Origin of the sequence: Streptacidiphilus sp. BW17 (genome assembly GCF_041262485.1) — a bacterium.
Classification (GTDB): domain Bacteria; phylum Actinomycetota; class Actinomycetes; order Streptomycetales; family Streptomycetaceae; genus Streptacidiphilus.
On record NZ_JBGCCR010000002.1, the window covers coordinates 397,622 to 418,775 of the forward strand.

Annotated in this window: 21 protein-coding genes and 2 tRNA genes; 17 read left to right on the forward strand and 6 right to left on the reverse strand. The window is 71.1% G+C overall.

What is annotated here, in order from left to right; genetic code table 11:
• The first annotated feature begins 134 nt into the window (after nt 1-134).
• The 7 genes from infC to pheT all read left to right on the forward strand — a co-directional run bounded on the left by infC (nt 135) and on the right by pheT (nt 7,793).
• A complete protein-coding gene (gene infC / locus ABH940_RS03900; RefSeq protein ID WP_370072793.1) occupies nt 135-854 on the forward strand; it encodes a translation initiation factor IF-3 in 720 nt (239 codons plus the stop codon).
• 131 nt (nt 855-985) lie between these two features.
• Nucleotides 986-1,180: a 50S ribosomal protein L35 gene (gene rpmI, locus ABH940_RS03905; protein ID WP_370072787.1), complete on the forward strand. Its 195-nt coding sequence runs from the start codon at nt 986-988 to the stop codon at nt 1,178-1,180.
• Nucleotides 1,181-1,270: 90 nt separating this feature from the next.
• The gene (gene rplT / locus ABH940_RS03910) at nt 1,271-1,666 is read left to right on the forward strand and encodes a 50S ribosomal protein L20 (RefSeq protein ID WP_370072786.1); all 396 of its coding nucleotides are present in this window, start codon (nt 1,271-1,273) and stop codon (nt 1,664-1,666) included.
• 182 nt (nt 1,667-1,848) lie between these two features.
• Nucleotides 1,849-2,715: a TrmH family RNA methyltransferase gene (locus ABH940_RS03915; protein WP_370072785.1), complete on the forward strand. Its 867-nt coding sequence runs from the start codon at nt 1,849-1,851 to the stop codon at nt 2,713-2,715.
• A gap of 109 nt (nt 2,716-2,824) precedes the next feature.
• Nucleotides 2,825-3,958, forward strand: a complete 1,134-nt coding sequence (locus ABH940_RS03920) for an ATP-binding protein (protein ID WP_370072784.1) — start codon at nt 2,825-2,827, stop codon at nt 3,956-3,958.
• A 206-nt stretch (nt 3,959-4,164) separates the two neighbouring features.
• A complete protein-coding gene (gene pheS, locus ABH940_RS03925) occupies nt 4,165-5,274 on the forward strand; it encodes a phenylalanine--tRNA ligase subunit alpha (RefSeq protein ID WP_370072783.1) in 1,110 nt (369 codons plus the stop codon).
• Complete coding sequence (gene pheT / locus ABH940_RS03930) at nt 5,274-7,793, forward strand: phenylalanine--tRNA ligase subunit beta (RefSeq protein ID WP_370072782.1); 2,520 nt, start codon at nt 5,274-5,276, stop codon at nt 7,791-7,793. Before pheS ends, pheT begins: the two co-directional genes overlap by 1 nt.
• Before the next feature lie 64 nt (nt 7,794-7,857).
• Here the strand turns inward: pheT and ABH940_RS03935 are convergent, their stop codons facing one another.
• Nucleotides 7,858-8,475: a DUF4328 domain-containing protein gene (locus ABH940_RS03935; protein ID WP_370104255.1), complete on the reverse strand. Its 618-nt coding sequence runs from the start codon at nt 8,473-8,475 to the stop codon at nt 7,858-7,860.
• Nucleotides 8,476-8,642: 167 nt separating this feature from the next.
• Nucleotides 8,643-10,145, reverse strand: a complete 1,503-nt coding sequence (locus ABH940_RS03940; RefSeq protein ID WP_370104257.1) for a transferase — start codon at nt 10,143-10,145, stop codon at nt 8,643-8,645.
• A 153-nt stretch (nt 10,146-10,298) separates the two neighbouring features.
• Between ABH940_RS03940 and ABH940_RS03945 the strand changes: the two genes are divergently transcribed.
• The 4 genes from ABH940_RS03945 (at nt 10,299) to ABH940_RS03960 (ending at nt 12,771) form a co-directional block, all read left to right on the forward strand.
• Nucleotides 10,299-10,745, forward strand: coding sequence for a MarR family winged helix-turn-helix transcriptional regulator (locus tag ABH940_RS03945; protein WP_370072779.1), 447 nt, complete (start codon nt 10,299-10,301; stop codon nt 10,743-10,745).
• Nucleotides 10,742-11,626 carry a HipA family kinase gene (locus tag ABH940_RS03950; protein WP_370072778.1) on the forward strand — a complete coding sequence of 295 codons (885 nt, stop codon included), beginning with the start codon at nt 10,742-10,744 and terminating at the stop codon, nt 11,624-11,626. The genes ABH940_RS03945 and ABH940_RS03950 overlap by 4 nt, the downstream gene beginning before the upstream one ends.
• 116 nt (nt 11,627-11,742) lie before the next feature.
• Entirely contained in the window at nt 11,743-11,961 is a 219-nt protein-coding gene (locus ABH940_RS03955; protein WP_370072777.1) for a hypothetical protein, read from the forward strand.
• A gap of 24 nt (nt 11,962-11,985) precedes the next feature.
• Nucleotides 11,986-12,771 (forward strand): class I SAM-dependent methyltransferase, encoded by a 786-nt coding sequence (locus ABH940_RS03960; RefSeq protein ID WP_370104259.1) that lies wholly within the window; start codon nt 11,986-11,988, stop codon nt 12,769-12,771.
• 59 nt (nt 12,772-12,830) lie between these two features.
• Here ABH940_RS03960 and ABH940_RS03965 read toward each other — a convergent pair.
• The 4 genes from ABH940_RS03965 to ABH940_RS03980 form a co-directional block, all read right to left on the reverse strand.
• A tRNA-Leu gene (locus ABH940_RS03965) sits at nt 12,831-12,903 on the reverse strand.
• Nucleotides 12,904-12,908: 5 nt separating this feature from the next.
• Nucleotides 12,909-12,981 (reverse strand) — tRNA-Leu (locus ABH940_RS03970).
• Nucleotides 12,982-13,140: 159 nt separating this feature from the next.
• The gene (gene hemC, locus ABH940_RS03975) at nt 13,141-14,070 is read right to left on the reverse strand and encodes a hydroxymethylbilane synthase (protein WP_370072775.1); all 930 of its coding nucleotides are present in this window, start codon (nt 14,068-14,070) and stop codon (nt 13,141-13,143) included.
• 92 nt (nt 14,071-14,162) lie between these two features.
• Nucleotides 14,163-15,020 (reverse strand): 3-hydroxybutyryl-CoA dehydrogenase, encoded by an 858-nt coding sequence (locus ABH940_RS03980; RefSeq protein ID WP_370072774.1) that lies wholly within the window; start codon nt 15,018-15,020, stop codon nt 14,163-14,165.
• A 159-nt stretch (nt 15,021-15,179) separates the two neighbouring features.
• Here ABH940_RS03980 and ABH940_RS03985 point away from each other — a divergent pair, with 159 nt between their 5' ends.
• The 6 genes from ABH940_RS03985 (at nt 15,180) to ABH940_RS04010 (ending at nt 21,146) form a co-directional block, all read left to right on the forward strand.
• Entirely contained in the window at nt 15,180-16,007 is an 828-nt protein-coding gene (locus ABH940_RS03985) for an SDR family NAD(P)-dependent oxidoreductase (RefSeq protein ID WP_370104261.1), read from the forward strand.
• A 33-nt stretch (nt 16,008-16,040) separates the two neighbouring features.
• The gene (locus ABH940_RS03990; protein WP_370104263.1) at nt 16,041-16,622 is read left to right on the forward strand and encodes a Uma2 family endonuclease; all 582 of its coding nucleotides are present in this window, start codon (nt 16,041-16,043) and stop codon (nt 16,620-16,622) included.
• Between the two features lie 122 nt (nt 16,623-16,744).
• Nucleotides 16,745-17,785: an N-acetyl-gamma-glutamyl-phosphate reductase gene (gene argC / locus ABH940_RS03995; RefSeq protein ID WP_370072771.1), complete on the forward strand. Its 1,041-nt coding sequence runs from the start codon at nt 16,745-16,747 to the stop codon at nt 17,783-17,785.
• Nucleotides 17,786-17,811: 26 nt separating this feature from the next.
• Entirely contained in the window at nt 17,812-18,963 is a 1,152-nt protein-coding gene (argJ, locus tag ABH940_RS04000; RefSeq protein WP_370104294.1) for a bifunctional glutamate N-acetyltransferase/amino-acid acetyltransferase ArgJ, read from the forward strand.
• Nucleotides 18,964-19,065: 102 nt separating this feature from the next.
• The gene (gene argB / locus ABH940_RS04005) at nt 19,066-19,962 is read left to right on the forward strand and encodes an acetylglutamate kinase (protein ID WP_370072791.1); all 897 of its coding nucleotides are present in this window, start codon (nt 19,066-19,068) and stop codon (nt 19,960-19,962) included.
• Entirely contained in the window at nt 19,959-21,146 is a 1,188-nt protein-coding gene (locus ABH940_RS04010; RefSeq protein WP_370072770.1) for an acetylornithine transaminase, read from the forward strand. The genes argB and ABH940_RS04010 overlap by 4 nt, the downstream gene beginning before the upstream one ends.
• Nucleotides 21,147-21,154: the final 8 nt, after the last annotated feature.

Sequence of the window (21,154 nt, forward strand, 5' to 3'; positions counted from 1 at the left end):
CGTCATGCGGGGCTTTTTTCGTGCCCGCGGTGCAGTTTCGACACCGCGGATGCGAATGAAGCTCTGCGTGGCGGTACCAAGCCAGCTGTCGCGACTGCCACCCGGCAGGCGCGGAATGCAACCGAGGAGGATCCATCAGCACCGAGCCCCGCATCAACGACCGGATTCGCGTCCCCGAGGTGCGACTCGTTGGTCCCAGCGGCGAGCAGGTCGGCATCGTTCCGCTTGCCAAGGCCCTCGAGCTCGCGCAGGAATACGACCTCGACCTGGTCGAGGTTGCCGCGACCGCGCGTCCGCCCGTGTGCAAGCTCATGGACTACGGCAAGTTCAAGTACGAGTCCGCCATGAAGGCCCGTGAGGCGCGCAAGAACCAGGCGCACACGGTCATCAAGGAAATGAAGCTCCGGCCGAAGATCGACCCGCACGACTATGACACCAAGAAGGGTCACGTCGTTCGGTTCCTCAAGCAGGGCGACAAGGTCAAGATCACGATCATGTTCCGTGGCCGTGAGCAGTCCCGCCCCGAGCTGGGCTTCCGACTGCTGCAGCGTCTCGCGGAGGACGTCCAGGACCTCGGGTTCGTCGAGTCGAACCCGAAGCAGGACGGCCGCAACATGATCATGGTCCTCGGTCCGCACAAGAAGAAGACCGAAGCCATGGCCGAGGCCCGCGAGGCCCAGGCCGCCCGCAAGGCGGCGTTGGGCGGACGCACCGGTCGCACCGCGACCGACGAGGTCGACGAGGCAGGCGAGGTCGACGAGATCGTCGAGGTCGTCGAGGCGGAGGAGCAGCCGCAGGCTGACGCCGTCGAAGAGGTCTCGACCGAGGCTGGTTCGGAGGCCGCGGCCGGCTGACGCCGGTGCGCCCCGACCGCACCGGCCCCCGGGCACCCGCCCGAGGGCCCCAGTAATCACGAAGCGCTCCCGCTCGTCCCGCCGTGAGGCGGTCGCGGGCGGGAGCGGACCGACGAGGAGAGTACGGCGACATGCCGAAGAACAAGACGCACTCCGGTGCCAGCAAGCGCTTCAAGCTCACCGGCTCCGGCAAGGTGCTGCGCCAGCGCGCCGGTCGCCGCCACCTGCTCGAGCACAAGTCGTCCACCCTGACGCGCCGCCTGGCCGGCACCGTCGAGGTGGCTCCCGCCGACGCGAAGAAGATCAAGAAGCTTCTCGGCAAGTGATCGCTGCCCGATCAGGGCACGCCGATCCTTTCGACCACATCAGTAACCGGACCGTGTGACACGACCGCGGTCCCTTTGAAGGAGTAAAACGTGGCACGCGTCAAGCGGGCAGTCAACGCCCACAAGAAGCGCCGGGTCGTCCTCGAGCTGGCCAGCGGTTACCGCGGCCAGCGCTCGCGCCTGTACCGCAAGGCGAAGGAGCAGGTCACCCACTCGTTCGTCTACAACTACAACGACCGGAAGAAGCGCAAGGGCGACTTCCGTCAGCTGTGGATCCAGCGCATCAACGCCGCTGCCCGCGCGAACGGCATGACCTACAACCGCCTGATCCAGGGCCTGAAGGCTGCCAACATCGAGATCGACCGCAAGATGCTGGCCGAGCTCGCCGTCAACGACATCGCCGCGTTCGAGGCGCTCGTCGAGGCCGCTCGCAAGGCCCTGCCGGCCGACGTCAACGCGCCGAAGGTCGCCGCTGACGCCGCCTGAGTGACAGGCATCGCACGTCTGTAGTGCTGTGGGCCCGCAGGGGGTAATCCCCTGCGGGCCCGTTCTGTGGCTGCGGCGGTGGCGGAGCCTGTTTGAGAACTCTCGCCGGGCCCGCGCCGCCGCGAGTTCTCAAACAGGCCCTCGCCCCCGGCGCGACCGTCTTCTGTGGAGTGATCACCGCGATGTCCCTGCCGTACTCGCAGTCCCAGCCCGAGCTCACCTCGCTGCGCTCGCCCCGGGTCAACGCCGCCCGGCGGCTCTCCCGGCGTGCCCAGCGCGGCAAGGAGCGGCGATTCATCGCCGAGGGGCCGCAGGCCGTGCGCGAGGCGGTCGACTTCGGGACGCTGCCCGACGGCAGCCACTCGGTCGTCGAGATCTACACCACCTTCGAGGCCGCCGAGCGGCACGCCGACCTGATCGGCCGCGCCCGCGACGAGCGGGTGCCGGTGCTGACCGCGACCGACGAGGTCATCGCGGCCGTCTGCCAGACCGTCACGCCCCAGGGGATCGTGGCGGTTTGTCGCTTTGTCGATGCCTCCTTCGCCTCGGTGCTGGCCGCCAAGCCGCGCCTGGTCGCGCTGCTCGCCAACGTCCGCGACCCCGGCAACGCCGGGACCGTCCTGCGCACCGCGGACGCCGCGGGCGCCGACGCGGTCGTGCTGACCGACGCCTCGGTCGACCTCTACAACCCCAAGGCCGTGCGCGCCTCCGTCGGCAGCCTCTACCACCTGCCGGTGGCCGTCGGAGTCCCCGTGGAGGAGGCCGTGGCCGGACTGCGCGAGGCCGGGATCCGGGTCGTCGCGGCGGACGGCGCGGGCGACCGCGACCTCGACGCCGAACTGGACGAGGGCGCCCTCGGCGCGCCCACCGCGTGGCTCTTCGGCAACGAGGCCTGGGGCCTGCCGGAGGAGACCCGGGCGCTGGCAGACGCGGTCGTCCGGGTCCCGATCCACGGGCATGCGGAGAGCCTCAACCTGGCCACGGCCGCCGCCGTCTGCCTCTACGCCTCGGCGCGCGCCCAGCGTGCACCCGGAGGGTGTCGTTCCTGACTGCCGTGGGTAGGGCGGATGTCGCTAGGGTGGCCGTGCTGTCGTAATCGCGGTCGCGGGGCCGCGATCGCGGGGCTCGGCGTACGGGGTCTGGAGGGGAGGCGCGGCCATGGGGAGTCCGATACCGGAACAGCGCGGTGCCTGCGTTCCCAAAGACGACGTTCCCACGGACGACTCCGTCGATCCCGAGGACCTGCCCGACGGTCTGCTGATCGCCGACGAGAACGGCGTCGTCGTGGTCTTCAACCTCGCCGCCGCCAGGATCACCGGTCTGCGTCGTGAAACCGTCCTCGGCCGTCCGCTGGCCGCGGCGCTCCCGCTCGAAGACCTCGAGGGCCGCCGCTGGTGGCAGTTGACCGATCCGTACGGCGGCCTCTCCATCCGCACCAGCCAGCCCGAGCGCAATCTGCTGCTGCCCGGCCCCGGCGGACGCGAGGTCCTGGTCTCCGCGCGCTACCTCCGCGCCGGCGGCCGCACCGGCCCGGTCCGCCGCGTCGTGGTCGCGTTGCGCGGCACGGAGGCGCGACGGCGCACGGAACGCAGCCATGCGGAGCTGATCGCCACCGTCGCCCACGAGTTGCGCTCGCCGCTGACCAGCGTCAAGGGGTTCACGGCCACCCTGCTGCAGAAGTGGGAGCGGTTCACCGAACCGCAGAAGAAGCTGATGCTGGAGACGGTCGACGCCGACGCCAACCGGGTCACCCGGCTGATCGCCGAGCTGCTCGACATCTCCCGGATCGACTCCGGCCGCCTGGAAGTGCGGCGGCAGCCGGTCCGGCTGGACGTGGCGGTGCGGCGTCATGTGGACGGCCTCGTCGCGGCGGGCGTGCCGGAGGAACGTTTCGCGGTGCGGCTCGCGGAGCCGCTGCCGCAGTTGTGGGCCGACTCCGACAAGTTGGACCAGGTGCTGGGGAACCTGCTGGAAAATGCCGTGCGGCACGGTGAGGGCACTGTCACCATCATGGTGGAACCGACGAAGTCCGAGGAAGCCTCGGGCCGCGTGCGCGAAGGGACGGCGGTGACGGTGAGCGACCAGGGACCCGGCATTCCCGAGGAGTCGATCCCGCGCGTCTTCACCCGCTTCTGGCGCGGCAGCAAGCGCGGCGGCACGGGCCTGGGCCTTTACATCGTCAAGGGCATCGTCGAAGCGCACGGCGGAACGATCCGTGTCGACCGCGGGCCCGAGGGCGGGGCGAGTTTCCGATTTATTCTGCCGCCCGGGATTCCCGAGGTTCTGGCGTAAGCCACCACAGGGGCGCGGGGAACTGCGCGACACGCCACCCACGCAGGTCGAGCACCGAACGCGCAGGGCCATCCGCTCATCAGTGGTTTCTCGCGCAGTTCCTCGCGCCCCTGGATAGTGCATCGTCCCTGGCCCGGGAAAAGGGAACGTCGGCAAACCCACTAGACTCGGCCATTGGCCGCTTCGCCGTAAACGGGAAGAGAGAGATGTCCGCACCCAACAAGTCGTACGACCCGGTGGAGGTCGAGGCCTTGAAGCCGGAGGAGATCGAGCGCCTGCGCGACGAGGCGATCGCTGCCTTCGCCGCTGCGACCGATCTCGACGCCCTGCACGAGGCCAAGGTCGCCCACACCGGTGACCGTTCCCCGCTCGCGCTCGCCAACCGTGAGATCGGCGCCCTGCCGCCCGCCGCCAAGGCGGACGCCGGCAAGCGCGTCGGCGCGGCCCGTGGCGCCGTCAACAAGGCCCTCGCCGAGCGTCGTACCGCGCTGGAGGCCGAGCGCGACGCGCGCGTGCTCGTCGAGGAGGCCGTCGACGTCACGCTGCCCTACGACCGTGCCCCGCGCGGTGGTCGGCACCCGCTGACGACCTTCGCCGAGCGGCTGATGGACGTCTTCACGGCCATGGGCTACTCCGTCGCCGAGGGCCCCGAGGTCGAGGCCGAGTGGCTCAACTTCGACGCCCTGAACATGGGCCCGGACCACCCGGCGCGGTCCACCCAGGACACCTTCTTCCTCAAGGACGCCGACTCCGTCGTCCTCCGGACCCACACGTCCGGCGTGCAGATCCGCTCCCTCCTCGCCGCCGCCGAGCCGCCGGTCTACGTGATCTGCCCGGGCCGCGTCTTCCGCAGCGACGAGCTGGACGCGACGCACACCCCCGTCTTCAACCAGGTCGAGCTGCTGGCCGTCGACCAGGGTCTGACCATGTCGGACCTCAAGGGCACCCTGGACCACATGGTCCAGGCGCTGTTCGGCGAGGGCCTCACCACCCGCCTGCGCCCGAACTACTTCCCCTTCACCGAGCCGTCCGCCGAGATGGACATGGTCTGCTTCGTCTGCCGCGGCGAGTCCGTCGGCAACCCGGACCGTCCCTGCCGGACCTGCTCCTCCGAGGGATGGATCGAGCTCGGCGGCTGCGGCATGGTCAACCCGCGGGTGCTGGTCGCCTGCGGCATCGACCCCAACAAGTACAGCGGCTTCGCGTTCGGCTTCGGCATCGAGCGCATGCTCATGTTCCGGCACAACGTCGAGGACATGCGAGACATCGTCGAGGGTGACGTCCGTTTCACCCTTCCCTTCGGGATGGAGATCTGATGCGCGTCCCGCTTTCCTGGCTGCGGGAGTACGTCGACCTCCCTGCCGGTGAGACCGGCCGAGACATCCAGGCCAAGCTGGTCCGGGCCGGCCTGGAGGTCGAGTCCGTCGAGCAGCTCGGCGGCGACCTCAAGGGCCCGCTGGTGGTCGGCAAGGTCCTGGCCATCGAGGAGCTCACGGGCTTCAAGAAGCCGATCCGCTACTGCCAGGTGGACGTCGGCGTCGCCAACGGAACCGGTGAGCCGCAGAACATCGTCTGCGGCGCGCGGAACTTCGCCGTCGGCGACAAGGTCGTCGTCGTGCTCCCGGGCGCGGTGCTGCCCGGTCCGTTCCCGATCGCGGCGCGTCAGACCTACGGCAAGACCTCCGAGGGCATGATCTGCTCGGCCCGCGAGCTGGGCATGGGCGACGACCACGACGGCATCATCGTGCTGCCGCCGGAGTACGAGCCCGGCACCGACGCGATCGAGCTGCTGGAGCTGGTCGACGAGGTGCTGGACATCGCCGTCACCGCGGACCGTGGCTACTGCCTCTCGGTCCGCGGCGTGGCGCGGGAGACCGCCATCGCCTACGACCTGCCACTGCGCGACCCGGCCCTGATCGACGTGCCGCCGGCCAACTCCTACGGCCCGCTGGTCACGGTCGAGGACCAGGCCGCTTGCGACCGCTTCGTCGCGCGCAGCGTCATCGGCCTGGACCCGGCGGCCAAGTCGCCGATCTGGATGCAGCGCCGGGTCCAGAAGGCGGGCATGCGCCCGATCTCGCTGGCCGTCGACATCACCAACTACGTGATGCTGGAGCTGGGTCAGCCGCTGCACGCGTACGACAAGCACCGCGTCGACGGCGGCATCACGGTCCGCCGTGCGACGCCGGGCGAGAAGCTGCGCACGCTGGACGGCGTGGAGCGCACCCTCGACCCCGAGGACCTGCTGATCACGGACAACAGCGGCCCGATCGGCATCGCCGGTGTCATGGGCGGCGCGGGCACCGAGATCGCCGACCCGGTCGTGGACCCGGAGACGGGCCTGGCCACCGGCACCACCGAGGTCGTCATCGAGGCCGCGCACTTCGCGCCGGTCTCCATCGCCCGCAGCGCCCGTCGCCACAAGCTGCCCTCCGAGGCCGCCAAGCGGTTCGAGCGCGGCGTCGACCCGGAGGCCACCAAGGCTGCCGCGCAGCGAGCCGTGGACCTGCTGGTCCTGGTCGCGGGCGGCACCGCCGAGGCGGGCGTCACCGACGTCGTCGCCCCGCACCCGGTCCACGCGATCACCATCGCCGCCGACCACCCGGACCGCGTCGCGGGCCAGGAGTACGGGCGCGAGACCGTCGTCCGCCGCCTCCAGGAGGTCGGCTGCACGGTCGTCGGCTCGGACGTGCTGACGGTCACCCCGCCGAGCTGGCGTCCGGACCTCACCGACCCGAACGACCTGGCGGAGGAGGTCATCCGCCTGGAGGGCTACGAGAACCTGCCCTCCACGCTGCCGAACGTCCCGGCGGGCACCGGCCTGACGGAGATTCAGCGGCTGCGCCGCCGGATCGGCCTGGCGCTGGCCGCGGCCGGTCACGTCGAGGTGCAGAACTACCCGTTCATCGGCGAGGCGGTCCTCGACCACCTCGGCATCGAGGCGGGCGACCCGCGCCGCGAGACGGTGAAGATCGCCAACCCGATCTCCCACGAGGAGCCCTCGCTCCGTACGACGATCCTGCCCGGCCTGCTGGGTGCGCTGCACCGCAACGTCGGCCGTGGCACGACGGACGTGGCGCTGTTCGAGCTCGGTCGGATCTTCCGCGTCGACGGCACCGCCGACACGCTCTACAGCGCGCCGCGTCTGCCGATCGACCGCCGTCCCACCGAGGACGAGATCGCGCAGCTGGACGCCGCCCTGCCGCGTCAGCCGTACCGGGTCGGTGTGGTGCTCGCGGGCAGCCGCGACCCGCAGGGCTGGTGGGGCAAGGCCGAGGCGTGGACCTGGGTCGACGCGGTCGAGGCCGCGCGCACCGTCGCGGACGCGGCCGGCGTCCCGCTGACGGTCCGTCAGGACCAGCACGCCCCCTGGCATCCGGGCCGCTGCGCCGCCCTTTATGCCGGCGATCGGCTGGTCGGCCACGCGGGCGAGCTGCACCCGCGCGTCATCAAGGCGCTGAACCTGACGGAGCGCACCTGCGCGATGGAGCTGGACCTCGACGCGCTCGTCGAGGACGGCGCGGTCAAGCCGGAGGGTCCGAAGATCTCCACCTTCCCGGTGGCGACCCAGGACGTGGCCCTGATCGTGGACGACGCGGTCCCGGCCGGCGACGTCGAGGCGGCGCTGCGCGCCGGGGCGGGCGACCTGCTGGAGAGCCTGCGGCTCTTCGACGTCTACCGGGGCGAGAGCGTCGGCGAGGGCCGGAAGTCCCTGGCGTACGCGCTGCGCTTCCGCGCGTCGGACCGCACCCTCACCGCGGACGAGGCGAGCGCGGCCCGCGAGTCGGCGGTCGCCGAGGCGAGCGCGCGCGTCGGAGCGACGCTCCGCGGCTGACCTGCCGGGCTCAGCGGAAAGGCCCGCCCCTCCACCCGTTTCGCGGGGGAGGGGCGGGCCGTTTTCAGTCGACCAGGCCGGCGGTCTGCCAGGCGGTGATCCGCCTGACGACGAGGACGAGGAACACGCCGGCCCCCAGGATGAGCAGCATGAGTACCGTGTCGACGTTCGCGTTGACCAGGGCGTCGTGTTCGGAGGCCTCCTGCTGGGCGAGCCGCCACTGGGTCGGCTTGAGGAAGCCGTCGAGCAGGAAGCACGCCCACCACCACTGAACCAGGGTCAGCGAGGGCGCGGGCCGCTTAGGAGCGCTGGCCCGCCAGATGTCGCGGAGGACCTGGTACGGGTACCAGAGGTTGGCCACCGGCGTGATCCAGGCGCCGATGACCCAGGGCCGGGAGCGGTGCTGTGACTCGACGCCGCGTAGCAGCTCGGCGTTGATCCGCGCGCGCCACAGCCAGACCAGGAAGACCACGCCGGTCACGAACCAGACCAGCAGGGTCCACTCCGAACTCAGCTGGGTGAGCAGGTCGTTGCTCGCGGACTCGAGGTCCGCGGCGCTCGCGGTTCCCGCGAGGTAGTCGTGGATCAGGAAGTAGTCGCGCCAGTTCCCGGCCAGGACCACGATTTCGCGCACGATCGTCAGCGCGATCAGAAACGTCACCAGCTGCGCGGAGCCGGTCACCGACCGGGGCCTTTGTGAGCCGGTTGCATTCGTGGTGTTCGCGGGCTGTGCTGTGCCAGACCGTGGGCTGTCCATCCGTCCCCCTGAAAGCCGCCGAGCAGGACTTCGGATGGTAGAGGCACTGTCATGACACGAACAGCCACTAGTGGCTCTTTGCACGATCGTGGCTAGGACAGTCCGAAGAGCTGCAGTACCCGGACCGCGAGCCAGACCAGCAGGCCCAGCCCGGTGACCAGCTCGATGCCCTTCCACAGCACGGCCTGTGCGGCGTAGTCGCCCCGGGCGACCATGCCTCGTCGGCGGATCCCGTTCGACGCGAGGGCGGCCTTCACGGCGCGGGCCACGAGGTGGACCGGGGTGAACGTGGTCATCGTCGCCAGGAAGGCGGACTTCGAACGGGAGGGGAGGCGGGCCAGCCAGCTGCGCCGGGGCGACTCCCATGGCGGGCGGTGCACCGGGTGCACCTGGGGATTCCATTCGGCGTCGAAGGAGACGACTGCGGAGATCCAGGATTGCCCCGCGGTCACCTCGTCGAGTCGGGTCGGTGTCGGCAGCAGCACGTCCAGCCGGGGGGCCAGGTCCTCCCGGTCCTTCGGCACCAGCAGGATCAGCTTCCGTGGGGGCTGGGTGGAGCGTGCCTGCTCGACCTCCCACCACAGGCCGTCGCCCAAACCCAGGTGCAGCACGATGAGTTGGGACAGGTCCATGAGCTGTCTGACCGCGGGCTTCCAGTCGTCGGTCGGCAGGTAGAACCGGGCCGCGCCGAGTCGCGGCAGCGATTCCTCGGGGTCGCCCACCGCGATCACCGGGCCGAAGGCGCTCAGGGACGCCGCGAGCTGCTCCTCACGGGAGTGGATGTTGACGGCCACCACGTCGTCGACCTCGGCCATGTCCTCGTCGGCGGGCTTGAAGCTGCGCAGGTAGAGCACGGGACGTCGACCGTCGGAGAGCAGCGCCCGTGCCGCGTCCCTCGCTGCGCGCGGGCGGGTGTAGCGCAGCAGGAAGAATCCGGCGGCCAGCGAGCCCAGCCCGAGCGGGAGGAGGAGCATCTGCACCACCACGGGCATAGGGGAGGCGCCCTGGTGGGTGAACGCGCTGTAGGCGTAGAAGCCCGCCGCGAAGAGACCGCTGCCGAAGCCGTTCGCCGTCAGGAAGAGCGGCCGCCGCCACCAGGGATGGTTCGGCGCGAACCGGCTGACGATCCTGGCCATCTCCGCCGCGCCCGCCCGGCGGCGACGCCGCAGCCACAGCGCGGGCGCAAGCAGGGCCTCGGCCGCCACCAGCCACCACAGTGCGTCCAGGGCCGAGGAGGTGAACTGTCGGCTGAGCGAGGCCTGATCGTGGGCGACCTGCGCCGACAGTGAGGCGACCCGCTGGCGGGCCGGTGCGACCCTGCCGGCCTCGGCCTCCTCGGCGGCAGCGGCGACCGTGGGTCGGCTCTCGCCCGCTGGGGGAGCGTTCTTCGCGAACCAGGCGCTGCCCGCCGTGATCCCGGCGCGCGCCGAGGCGTCCCCGTCGGCGTAGTGGTCCAGCGCCGCGACGAACGCCGCCGCCTGGTCCGGGGCCTCGCGGAAGCGGTCGCGGGCCTGGAGGTCCAGACCCGCGTTGATCGCCAGCTGCAGTGCCACGTACAGCGTCACCACCGCGACGACCGTCGTCCAGCGGGCCAATGCCCGTAAGCCTGAGCCCAACGCAGCCCCCGGTTTCTGACATGGCCTCAGCCAAGGCAACACCACGAGCGCGGCCGGAGGCAATCGTCAGCACGGAACAGGTTGATTGCTGGACTGATCCTTGAGTGCTCAAGTATCTGCTAGCGTGGGTGTATGTCCACCCGCTCCGCCACCGACTCGCTCGACACCGCACTGCGCTTCACCCGCGCGCACACCGCCATGGCCAAGCGGTTGGACGCGGTCCTCTCCAACCGGCACGGCATCAGCTACTCCGACTTCCAGATCCTGCTGCACCTGGGCGCTGCGCCCAACACCCGGATGCGGCGCGTGGACCTCGCGGAGGCGCTGGGACTGACCGCGTCCGGGGTGACCAGGGGCCTCGGGCCGCTGGAGCGGATCGGGCTGGTGGACCGCGAGAAGGACCCCCGCGACGCCCGCGTCGCATACGCCGCGCTGACCGAGACCGGGCGGGCGCTGCTCGTCGAGATGACGGTGAGCGCGCAGGAGGTCGCCTCCGACTGGTTCACCCCGAGCTGCTCGACCGCCGAGGTGGCCACGCTCTCCGCGCTGCTCGGCGCACTAGCCGGGAGCGGACGGTGACCGGGCCCGCCGGGCGCGCTGCGCTCGCCGAGGTCACGGCGCTCGGGTACGTCGCGCCGCTGCGCGCGGGCGGCTCCCTGCCCGCGATCGTCGAGACCGACGACCTGGGCACCTATGTGGTGAAGTTTCACGCCGCGGCCCAGGGACGCAAGGCGCTGGTCGCCGAGGTGATCGTGGGGGAGCTGGGCCGCAGGCTGGGGCTGCGGGTGCCGGAGCTGGTGCTGGTGCGGTTCGACCCGGCGGTCTCCGCCGCCGAGCCGGACCAGGAGGTGCAGGACCTGCACCGGGCCAGCGAGGGGCTGAACCTGGGGCTCGACTACCTGCCCGGTGCGACGGACTTCCGGCCCGGACAGGAAGGGGTCGACATCTCCGCCGAGGAGGCGGGTCGCGTGGTCTGGTTCGACGCGCTCGTCGGGAACGTCGACCGGACCGTCCGCAACCCCAATCTGATGGTCTGGCACCGCCGCCTCTGGCTGATCGACCACGGTGCGGCGCTGATCTTCCACCACCGCTGGGAGACCGCCGAGGACGCCGTGGCCAAGGCCTACGACCTGTCCGCGCACGCGCTCGGCGGCTACCGCCCCGACGTCCTCGCCGCCGACACCGCGCTCGCGCCGCTGGTGACGGAGGCGCTGCTGCGGGAGGTGCTGGCCGAGGTCCCGGATCCGTGGCTGGAGCCCGAATCCGGGTCCCAGGCCGGTCTCGCGACGCCGGATGGGCTGCGCGAGGCCTACGTCGCCCAACTCGCCGCGCGCGTGGCCCGCTCCGACGAGTGGATCCCGCGCTGCTTCGCCACCCCGCAGGAGCTCGCCGACCGCGAGGCGGCCAAGCGCCGCGAGACCCTGGCCGGGCGTCCCGCCTGGCTCCAGCACGTGCGCTGACCTGCCCAGTTGGCCGCGTCCTGCCGACCTCTGGTCACACGGCCCCGCAGGCATCACTCTTGATGGTGGATCACTCGGCTTCTGTGTGACCGACTGGGATGAGAGGTGCCACGCGCATGAAGGCGATACGACTGATCATTGCCGCCGCGGCTGCGGCCTTCGCCGGGCTGCTGATCGCGGACAACCGGGGCGGTGGGCCCACGTACCACGTCACCGTGCTCAACCACGCGTTCGGCACGGTCAGCACGCTGGACGCGTTCATCGCCGGGCTCGCGCTCGCGCTGCTCTTCGGGCTGGCGATGGGGCTCGGCTTCGGCGGCCGTTCCCGACGCTGAGGGGGGTCAGTGAACAGCCGTCTGATGACAGGTCAGGAAGTCGCCGAGCTGGAGCGGCTCCGGCTGGAGTCGACCGTGTGGGAGCCCGCCGGACGACGTCTGCTGGAGCTGGCGGGGGACGGGCGCGGCACGCGCGCCCTCGACGTGGGCTGCGGCAGCCTCGGCTGGCTACGGCTGCTCAGCGACTGGACCGGCGAGTCCGGCGCGGTGCTCGGGGCCGACGCCGACCGGAGGAAGCTGGAGCACGCGGCGGGCCTGGTCGAGGAGGAGAGCCTGGTCAACGTCCGCCTGATCGTGGACGACCCGTTCGCCTCGGAGCTGGAGCAGCACGGCTTCGACCTCGTCCACGCGCGGCTGACGCTCGCCTCCCTCGGCCGCGCCGAGGAGCAACTCCGCAGCCATCTGGCGCTGGTGGCGCCGGGCGGTGCGCTGGTCCTGGAGGAGCCCGACACCTGCTCCTGGCGGTTCAACGCCCCGGCCCCGGCGGCGGAACGGCTGGTCGGCCTGATCACCGAGGCCGTCGCCGCAGCGGGCGGCGACATGGACGCGGGGCGTCGACTCCCGGCCCTGTTCCGGGCGCAGGGCCTCACCCCGCGGATACGCACCGAGGTCCTGGCGCTCGAACCGGGCCATCCGTACCTGCGGTCACCGCTCCACCTCGCGGAGTCGCTGCGGCCCGGGCTGCTCGCCTCGGTCGAGGAGGGGACGCTCGACGCGCTCGTCGCCGCCGCGACCGAGGAGCTGGGCGATCCGGGGCGTTGGGGCATGTCGTTCACCATGGTCCAGTGCTGGGCCCGTGTCGGCGGCTGATGCCCTGGGGCCCGGGAGCGCGTCCGGCTCCCGGGCCCCTTCGACGGCCGCGTGAAACGTGACGCCGACAGGATTCGAACCTGCACCGTGCGGTCCCTCAGACCGCTGCCTCTACCGTTGGGCCACAGCGCCTTGCGTAGCGTCGGTGCGATTCGAACGCACACTGTTCCGGTCCTGAACCGGATCCCTCTGCCGTTGGGGTACGACGCCATGACATCCGCAAGCGCCGCCCGGTGTCGGGCTGCTGCTGCGGTGCCGAGATCGACTCTACGGACGGGGGATTGGCTCAGCGAACGGTTTTCCGGCGGCCGGTCGTGCGTGCCGGCGCTACGCCTGGCGGGACTGAGGCCGCGCAGCGGCGCTCAGTGCTCAGTGCGGGATCTGGTCGATCAGCTCGCGTGCGCCCTGGCGGAGCAGGGCGAGGGCGGTGGCCATGCCCAGCTCGTCCGGGGTGAGCGCGCCCGCCCACTCGTGGGCGTTGACGACCTTCTTGCCGTCCGGGGTGAAGACCTTGGCGCGCAGCGAGAGGCTGCCGTCGGCGGCGCAGGCGGCGTAGCCCGCGATGGGGGAGTTGCAGTGGCCCTGGAGGGCGTGCAGCATCATCCGCTCCGCGTGGGCCTCGCGCCAGGTCGGGACGTGGTTCAGCGGCGCGATGGCGTCGATGGTGTCGGTGTCGTCGTCGCGGCACTGCAGGGCGAGGATGCCCGCGCCGATCGGCGGGCACATGGCGTCCACGTCGAGGATGTGGCTGATGCGCTCCTCCAGGCCGATCCGGTGCAGACCGGAGACGGCGAGGATCAGCGCGTCGAACTCGCCCGCGTCCAGCTTGGCCAGACGGGAGTTGGCGTTGCCGCGGATCGGCACGCAGTCCAGCCACGGGTGGGAGTCGGCGAGTTGGGCGATCCGGCGGACCGAGCTGGTGCCGACCCTGGCGCCGTGCGGCAGTTCGTCGAGGGTGAGGCCCCGGGGGTGGACGACGGCGTCGCGGATGTCGTCGCGTTCCAGGTAGGCGGCCACGGTGGTGCCCTCGGGCAGCGGCCGGTCGCCGGGCATGTCCTTGAGGCAGTGGACGGCCAGGTCCGCCTCGCCGGAGAGCAGTGCTGCGTCGACCTCCTTGGTGAACGCGCCCTTGCCGCCGAGCTGGGACAGCGCGCCCTGCCAGCGGTCGCCGCTGGTGGTGACGGGAACGACCTGCGTCTCCAGGCCCGGATGCTGCCGGTGGAGCAGCGCGCGGACCCGCTCGACCTGGGCGAGGGCCATGGGGGAGGAGCGGGTCACGATCCGGATCGTCGAAGCCATGGCAGCGACGATACTCCGTCAGTTTCCGTCGTCCGCACGCCCTCCCCGGCCGGCCGAGGCCGAGGAGGCGGGGAGGGCAGCTGAGTACACGCTCAGTACTGGTAGAAGCCGCGGCCGGACTTGCGGCCCAGCAGGCCCGCGTCGACCATGCGCTGGAGCAGCGGCGGGGCCGCGTACAGGGGCTCCTTGAATTCGTCGTACATCGACTCGGCGATGGAGACGATGGTGTCCAGGCCGATCAGGTCGCACAGGCGGAGCGGGCCCATCGGGTGGGCGCAGCCGGCCTCCATGCCCTTGTCGATGTCCTCGGCGGTGGCGATGCCGGACTCGAACATGCGGACGGCGGACAGCAGGTAGGGCACCAGCAGCGCGTTGACCACGAAGCCCGCGCGGTCGCGGGCGCGGATCGGGTCCTTGGTGAGGATGTCGCGGGTGAAGGCCTCGGCGCGGGCCACGGTCTCGGCCGAGGTGGTCAGCGTCGGGATGATCTCGACCAGCTTCTGCACCGGCGCGGGGTTGAAGAAGTGCACGCCCAGGACCTGCTCGGGGCGGCTGGTCGAGGCGGCCAGCTTGACGATCGGGATCGACGAGGTGTTCGAGGCGAGGATCGCATCGCGGCGCTCGACGACCCGGTCCAGGGTCTCGAAGATGGCGATCTTGATGTCCTCGCGCTCCGCGACGGCCTCGATCGTGAGGTCGCGGTCGGCGAACTCGGCGAGGTCGGTGGTGAAGGAGATCCGCGCCAGCGCGGTGTCGCGGTCCTCCTGCGTGAGCTTGCCGCGCTTGACGGCGGTGTCGAAGGAGGTGGTGATCCGGGTGCGGCCCAGCTCCAGCGCCTCACCGTTGGCCTCGGAGACCTTGACGTCCAGGCCGGAGCGGGCGAACACCTCCGCGATCCCGGACCCCATCAGGCCGCAGCCCACCACTCCTACACGCGCGATGTCGCTCACTCGTGGCTTCCTCAGTTAGTCGGTTCGTCGGTGCAATCCACGCAACGGCCCGACGTTACCTCCTGTCCCCTCCGCGTGTCCGCCGCCGGTATCGCCGGGACCGCCTCAGGATGGGCTGATCGAACAAGCCGATTTCAGGATGGACGGGAGGGAGTCGCCATGGGGCTCCGCAGCCTTCAGGGCCAGTCGGCGCTGGTGACCGGTGCGGGACGCGGCATCGGACGGGAGATCGCGATCGGGCTCGCCGAGGAGGGCATGAACCTCGGCCTGCTCGGACGCCATCGGGACACCCTGACCCAGACGCTGCGGCTCTGCGCACGCCACGGCGTGAAATGCATCGCACTCGCCGCCGACGTCTCCCACCCCGGGCAGGTCAAGTCCGCGATCACCAGCATGCAGCGCGACCTGGGCCGGATCGACCTGCTGGTCAACAACGCGGGCCAGGTCGACCGCGCCGAGGTGCCGCTCTGGGAGGCGGACCAGACCCAGTGGTGGCAGGTGATGGAGACCAACCTGCGCGGACCGTTCAACCTGCTCCGCTCGGTCCTGCCGGGGATGGTCGCACGCGGCGCGGGCCGGGTGGTCAACCTCAACTCCGGTTTCGCGCTGCGCCCGGACGGCCGTTACACGGCGTACGCCACCTCCAAGGCGGCCCTGCTGCGGCTCAGCGACAACATCGCGGAGTCGCTGCGCCCGCACGGCGTGACGGTGCTGGACATCTCGCCCGGCGCGGTGGCCACCGAGATGACGGCGAGCATGCCGATGTTCGACGGCATGGTGCACTGGGGCAGCATCCCGTACCTGGTCAGCACGGTCGTCGACGCCGCCCGCGGCCGCTTCGACCCACTCCACGGACGCTTCCTCCACCTCGGCCAGGACAACCTGGAGGCCCTCCTCCGCGACGCGGCGACCATCCGCGACCACGACGCCCGCACCCTGCGCCTGCGCACCTACGGCGACGGGGACCCGCTCGCGGCTTACGCCTGAGCACTGTCGGTGACTGTCGATAGACTCGGGGGTATGGAGACGCAGGCTGAGATCTACCGGCATCTTCGCGAGCACCGGGACACCCTGACGCCCGCGCCCCACTTCGCCTGGCCCGAGATCAGCCGCGGCCAGATCCTCATGATGATGAGCCCGTCGCCGCGTCATGACCTGAATGCTCTCCGTATCCAGCAACAGCTCATGAGGCAGTTGGGCGATGGGCTGGTTGCGGCAACACTCGGCGACATCGAGGACGAGAACCTGGGTGTGCTGCGCCGGCCGGACGTCATCGTGGTCCCAGAGGCTGCCTTCGACACCTCCGACTCTGCTCTCGACCCGGCGGAGATACTGCTCGCGGTCGAGATCGTGTCCCCGAACAACCCGGACAACGACTACAAGGGCAAGTTGCGTGACTACCCCGCGATGGGCATCCCGCATTACGTGATCATCGACCCGCGTGACGGCACGGCACACCATTACTGGAAGCCGGTGGTCAAGAACGGGCGGGCCGTCTACGACGCCCACGTCCCCTATGTGTTCGGCGACGTCATCACCGTCGAGGAGTGGACGATCGACACCGGCAAGCTGCGCCGCTACTCCCCGGACGACGAGCAGTAGGGCCTGCCCTTCGGGCGGCACTTGGCCGCCTCGATGTATATCCATGCCCTTCATTGCATGAATGTGCCATCCTCCGTATAGTTATCCCGACGGAAGCTGTTCGGGTTCGAGGAGGCACGCAGATGGCATCCCAGGCGAGATTCCGCGCGGCAGTCGCCGGCGCGAGCGGGTACGCCGGGGGTGAGGTGCTGCGGCTGTTGCTCGCTCATCCCGCGATCGAGATCGGCGCGCTGACCGGCGGGTCCAACGCCGGGGCGACGCTGGGCGAACTGCAGCCGCATCTGTGGCCGTTGGCCGACCGGGTGCTGGAGCCGACCACGCCGGAGACGCTCGCCGGGCACGACGTCGTCTTCCTCGGGCTGCCGCACGGCCAGTCCGCCGCCGTGGCCGAGCAGCTCGGTCCCGATGTGCTGGTCGTCGACTGCGGCGCGGACTTCCGCCTGCACAGCGCCGAGGACTGGGAGAACTTCTACGGTTCCCCGCACGCCGGCACCTGGCCCTACGGCCTGCCGGAGCTGCCCGGCGGGCGCAAGGCGCTGGAGGGCACCAAGCGGATCGCCGTCCCCGGCTGCTACCCCACCTCCGTCTCGCTCGCGCTCTTCCCCGCGTACGCCGCCGGGATCGCCGAGCCCGAGGCCGTGGTCGTCGCCGCGTCCGGCACGTCCGGCGCGGGCAAGGCGCCCAAGCCGCACCTGCTCGGCAGCGAGGTGATGGGGTCGATGAGCCCCTACGGCGTCGGCGGCGTCCACCGGCACACGCCGGAGATGACGCAGAACCTCTCCGCCGTCGCGGGAGAGCGCATCGCGGTCTCCTTCACCCCGACCCTCGCGCCGATGTCCCGTGGCATCCTCGCCACCTGCAGCGCCAAGGCCAAGCCCGGTGTCACCGCCGCGCAGGTCCGCGCCGCCTATGCCGAGGCGTTCGACGGGGAGCCCTTCGTCCACCTGCTCCCGGAGGGGCAGTGGCCCGCCACCGCCTCCGTCCACGGGTCCAACAACGCGCTGGTCCAGGTCGCGCTCGACGAGAGCGTCGGCCGGATCATCGCGATCGCCGCCATCGACAACCTGGTCAAGGGCACCGCTGGCGGCGCCGTCCAGAGCATGAACCTCGCCCTCGGCCTGCCCGAGGAGCTCGGCCTTCCGCAGACAGGAGTCGCACCGTGAGCCAGAACCCCGTGACCCACGAAGGCATCGGCGTCACGGCGGCCCGCGGTTTCCGCGCGGCGGGCGTCACCGCCGGGATCAAGGCCTCCGGAACGCCGGACCTCGCGCTCGTCGTCAACGACGGCCCGTCGCTCGCCGCCGCAGGCGTCTTCACCTCCAACCGGGTCAAGGCCGCTCCGGTGTACTGGTCGGAGCAGGTCGTCAAGGGCGGCGCGATCAGCGCCGTCATCCTCAACTCCGGTGGCGCCAACGCCTGTACCGGCCCGCTGGGGTTCCAGGACACCCACGCCACCGCCGAGAGGGTCGCCGAGGTGCTGGGCCTGAACGCGGGTGAGGTCGCCGTCGCGTCGACCGGTCTGATCGGCGTCCGGCTGCCGATGGACAAGCTGCTTCCGGGCGTGGAGACGGCCGCTGCCGCGCTCAGCGACGGCGGCGGCGAGCAGGCCGCGATCGCGATCAAGACCACCGACACCGTCCACAAGACCGCCGTCGCCCACGGCACCGGCTGGACCGTCGGCGGCATGGCCAAGGGCGCGGGCATGCTCGCCCCGGGCCTGGCCACCATGCTCGTCGTGATCACCACCGACGCGCTGGTCGAGGCCCCGGAGCTGGACGCGGTGCTGCGCGGCGCGACGGCGAAGACCTTCGACCGGGTCGACTCCGACGGCTGCATGTCCACCAACGACACCGTGCTGCTGCTCGCCTCCGGCGCCAGCGGCATCGTCCCCGACGCCGACGAGTTCGCCGCCGCCGTCCGCGAGGTCAGCGCCGACCTGGCCCGCCAGCTGATCGGCGACGCCGAGGGCGCCAGCAAGGACATCCGGATCGACATCGTGAACGCCGCCACCGAGGCCGACGCCGTCGAGGTGGCACGCTCCATCGCCCGCAACAACCTGCTCAAGTGCGCGATCCACGGTGAGGACCCGAACTGGGGCCGGGTGCTCTCCGCGATCGGCACCACCTCGGCCGCCTTCGAGCCGGACCAACTGGACGTCGCCATCAACGGCGTCTGGGTCTGCCGCGACGGCGGCGTGGGCGAGGACCGCGAGCTGGTGAGCATGAAGGACCGCGAGGTGGTCATCACCGCCGACCTCAAGGCCGGGGACCAGGCCGCGACCGTCTGGACCAACGACCTGACCGCCGAGTACGTCCACGAGAACAGCGCCTACTCCAGCTGACCCTGACCCCAGCTGACCCTGCCTACCGGAGGACCGGGACCCGTCGTGCAGATCGCACCCAAGGGCGAACAGGCCCGCAACAACACCGCGCTGCCCAAGGCGATGACGCTCGTGGAAGCGTTGCCGTGGTTGGAGCGCTTCCACGGCAAGACCGTCGTGATCAAGTTCGGCGGCAACGCCATGGTCGACGACTCGCTCAAGGCGGCCTTCGCCCAGGACGTCGTCTTCCTCCGCTACGCCGGGCTGCGCCCGGTCGTCGTGCACGGCGGCGGACCGCAGATCAGCGCCCAACTCGCCAAGCTGGGGCTGGAGTCCACCTTTACCGCCGGGCTGCGGGTGACCACGCCGGAGACCATGGACGTGGTCCGGATGGTCCTGGCCGGACAGGTCCAGCGCGAGCTGGTCGGGCTGCTCAACACGCACGGCCCCTTCGCCGTCGGCATGACCGGCGAAGACGCCCACACCATGACCGCGGTCAAGCGCTTCGCCGACGTGGACGGCGAGCAGGTCGACATCGGCCTGGTCGGCGACATCGCCCATGTCGAGATCGGCGCGGTCAGGGCGCTGCTGGACGACGGCCGGATCCCGGTCATCTCCTCGGTGGCGCGCGGCGCGGACGGCCACGTCTACAACGTCAACGCGGACACCGCCGCCAGCGCCATGGCGGTCGCGCTCAAGGCGGAGATGCTGGTCGTGCTGACCGACGTCGAAGGCCTCTACGCCGACTGGCCCGCCTCCGACGACGTGATCAGCCTGCTCGGCGCGAGCGAGCTGGAGAAGCTGCTGCCGACGCTGGCCAGCGGCATGCTGCCGAAGATGGAGGGCTGCCTGCGCGCCGTCCGCGAGGGCGTCGGCACCGCGCGCGTGCTGGACGGCCGGGTCCAGCACAGCCTGTTGCTGGAGATCTTCACCGACGAGGGCATCGGCACCATGGTCGTTCCGGACACGCCGGATGCCATCGACACCGACGAGACCGTCATCAATGGGGGACTGGCATGACCGGCACGGGCAACGAGGAACTGACCGCCCGTTGGCAGCACGCGCTGATGGACAACTTCGGCACCCCGCGGGTCCCGCTGGTCCGCGGTGAGGGCGTGCACGTCTGGGATGCCGACGGCAAGCGCTACACCGACTTCCTCGGCGGTATCGCGGTCAACTCCCTGGGCCACGCGCATCCGGCGATCGTCGCGGCGGTCACCCAGCAGATCGGCACGCTGGGCCATGTCTCGAACCTCTTCGTCGCCGAGCCGCCGGTCCGGCTGGCCGAGCGGCTGGTCGCCTTCAGCGGCCGCGAGGACGCCCGGGTCTACTTCTCCAACTCCGGCGCCGAGGCCAACGAGGCCGCGTTCAAGCTGAGCCGGCTCACCGGCCGGACCCACCTGGTCTCCGCGACCGGCGCCTTCCACGGCCGGACCATGGGCGCGCTCTCGCTGACCGCGCAGCCGAAGAAGCAGGACGGCTTCCACCCGCTGCCGGGGGACGTCACCAACGTCCCCTTCGGGGACGTGGACGCGCTGCGGGCGGCGGTGACGGAGGAGACCGCGGCGGTGTTCCTGGAGCCGATCCAGGGCGAGAACGGCGTGGTCGTCCCGCCCGCCGACTACCTGCTCGCCGCCCGCGAGATCACCCGGGCCACCGGCACGCTGCTGATCCTGGACGAGATCCAGACCGGCATCGGCCGCTGCGGCCACTGGTTCGCCTACCAGGCCTTCGAGGGCGTCGACCCCGACGTGGTCACCCTCGCCAAGGGCCTCGGCGGCGGGCTGCCGATCGGTGCGACCCTGGCCTTCGGCGAGGCGGCGCAGCTCTTCCAGCCGGGCCACCACGGCAGCACCTTCTCCGGCAACCCGGTCGTCTGCGCGGCGGCCAACGCGGTGCTGGACACCATCGAGTACGACGGTCTGCTCGACCAGGTCGCCAAGGTGGGGGACCGGCTCCGCTCCGGCGTCGAGGCGCTGGGCGACCCGATGGTCGACCACGTCCGTGGCGCGGGACTGCTGCTCGGCGTGGTGCTGACCCGTCCGGTGGCGGGTGAGGTGCAGGCGGCGCTGCAGCGGGCGGGCTTCCTGGTCAACGCCGCCACAACGGACACGATCCGGCTCGCGCCGCCGCTGATTCTCACCGAGCGTGACGTCGACGCGTTCCTGGCCGTGCTTCCGGGTGTGCTCCGCTCCGTCAAGTAAGGAACAAT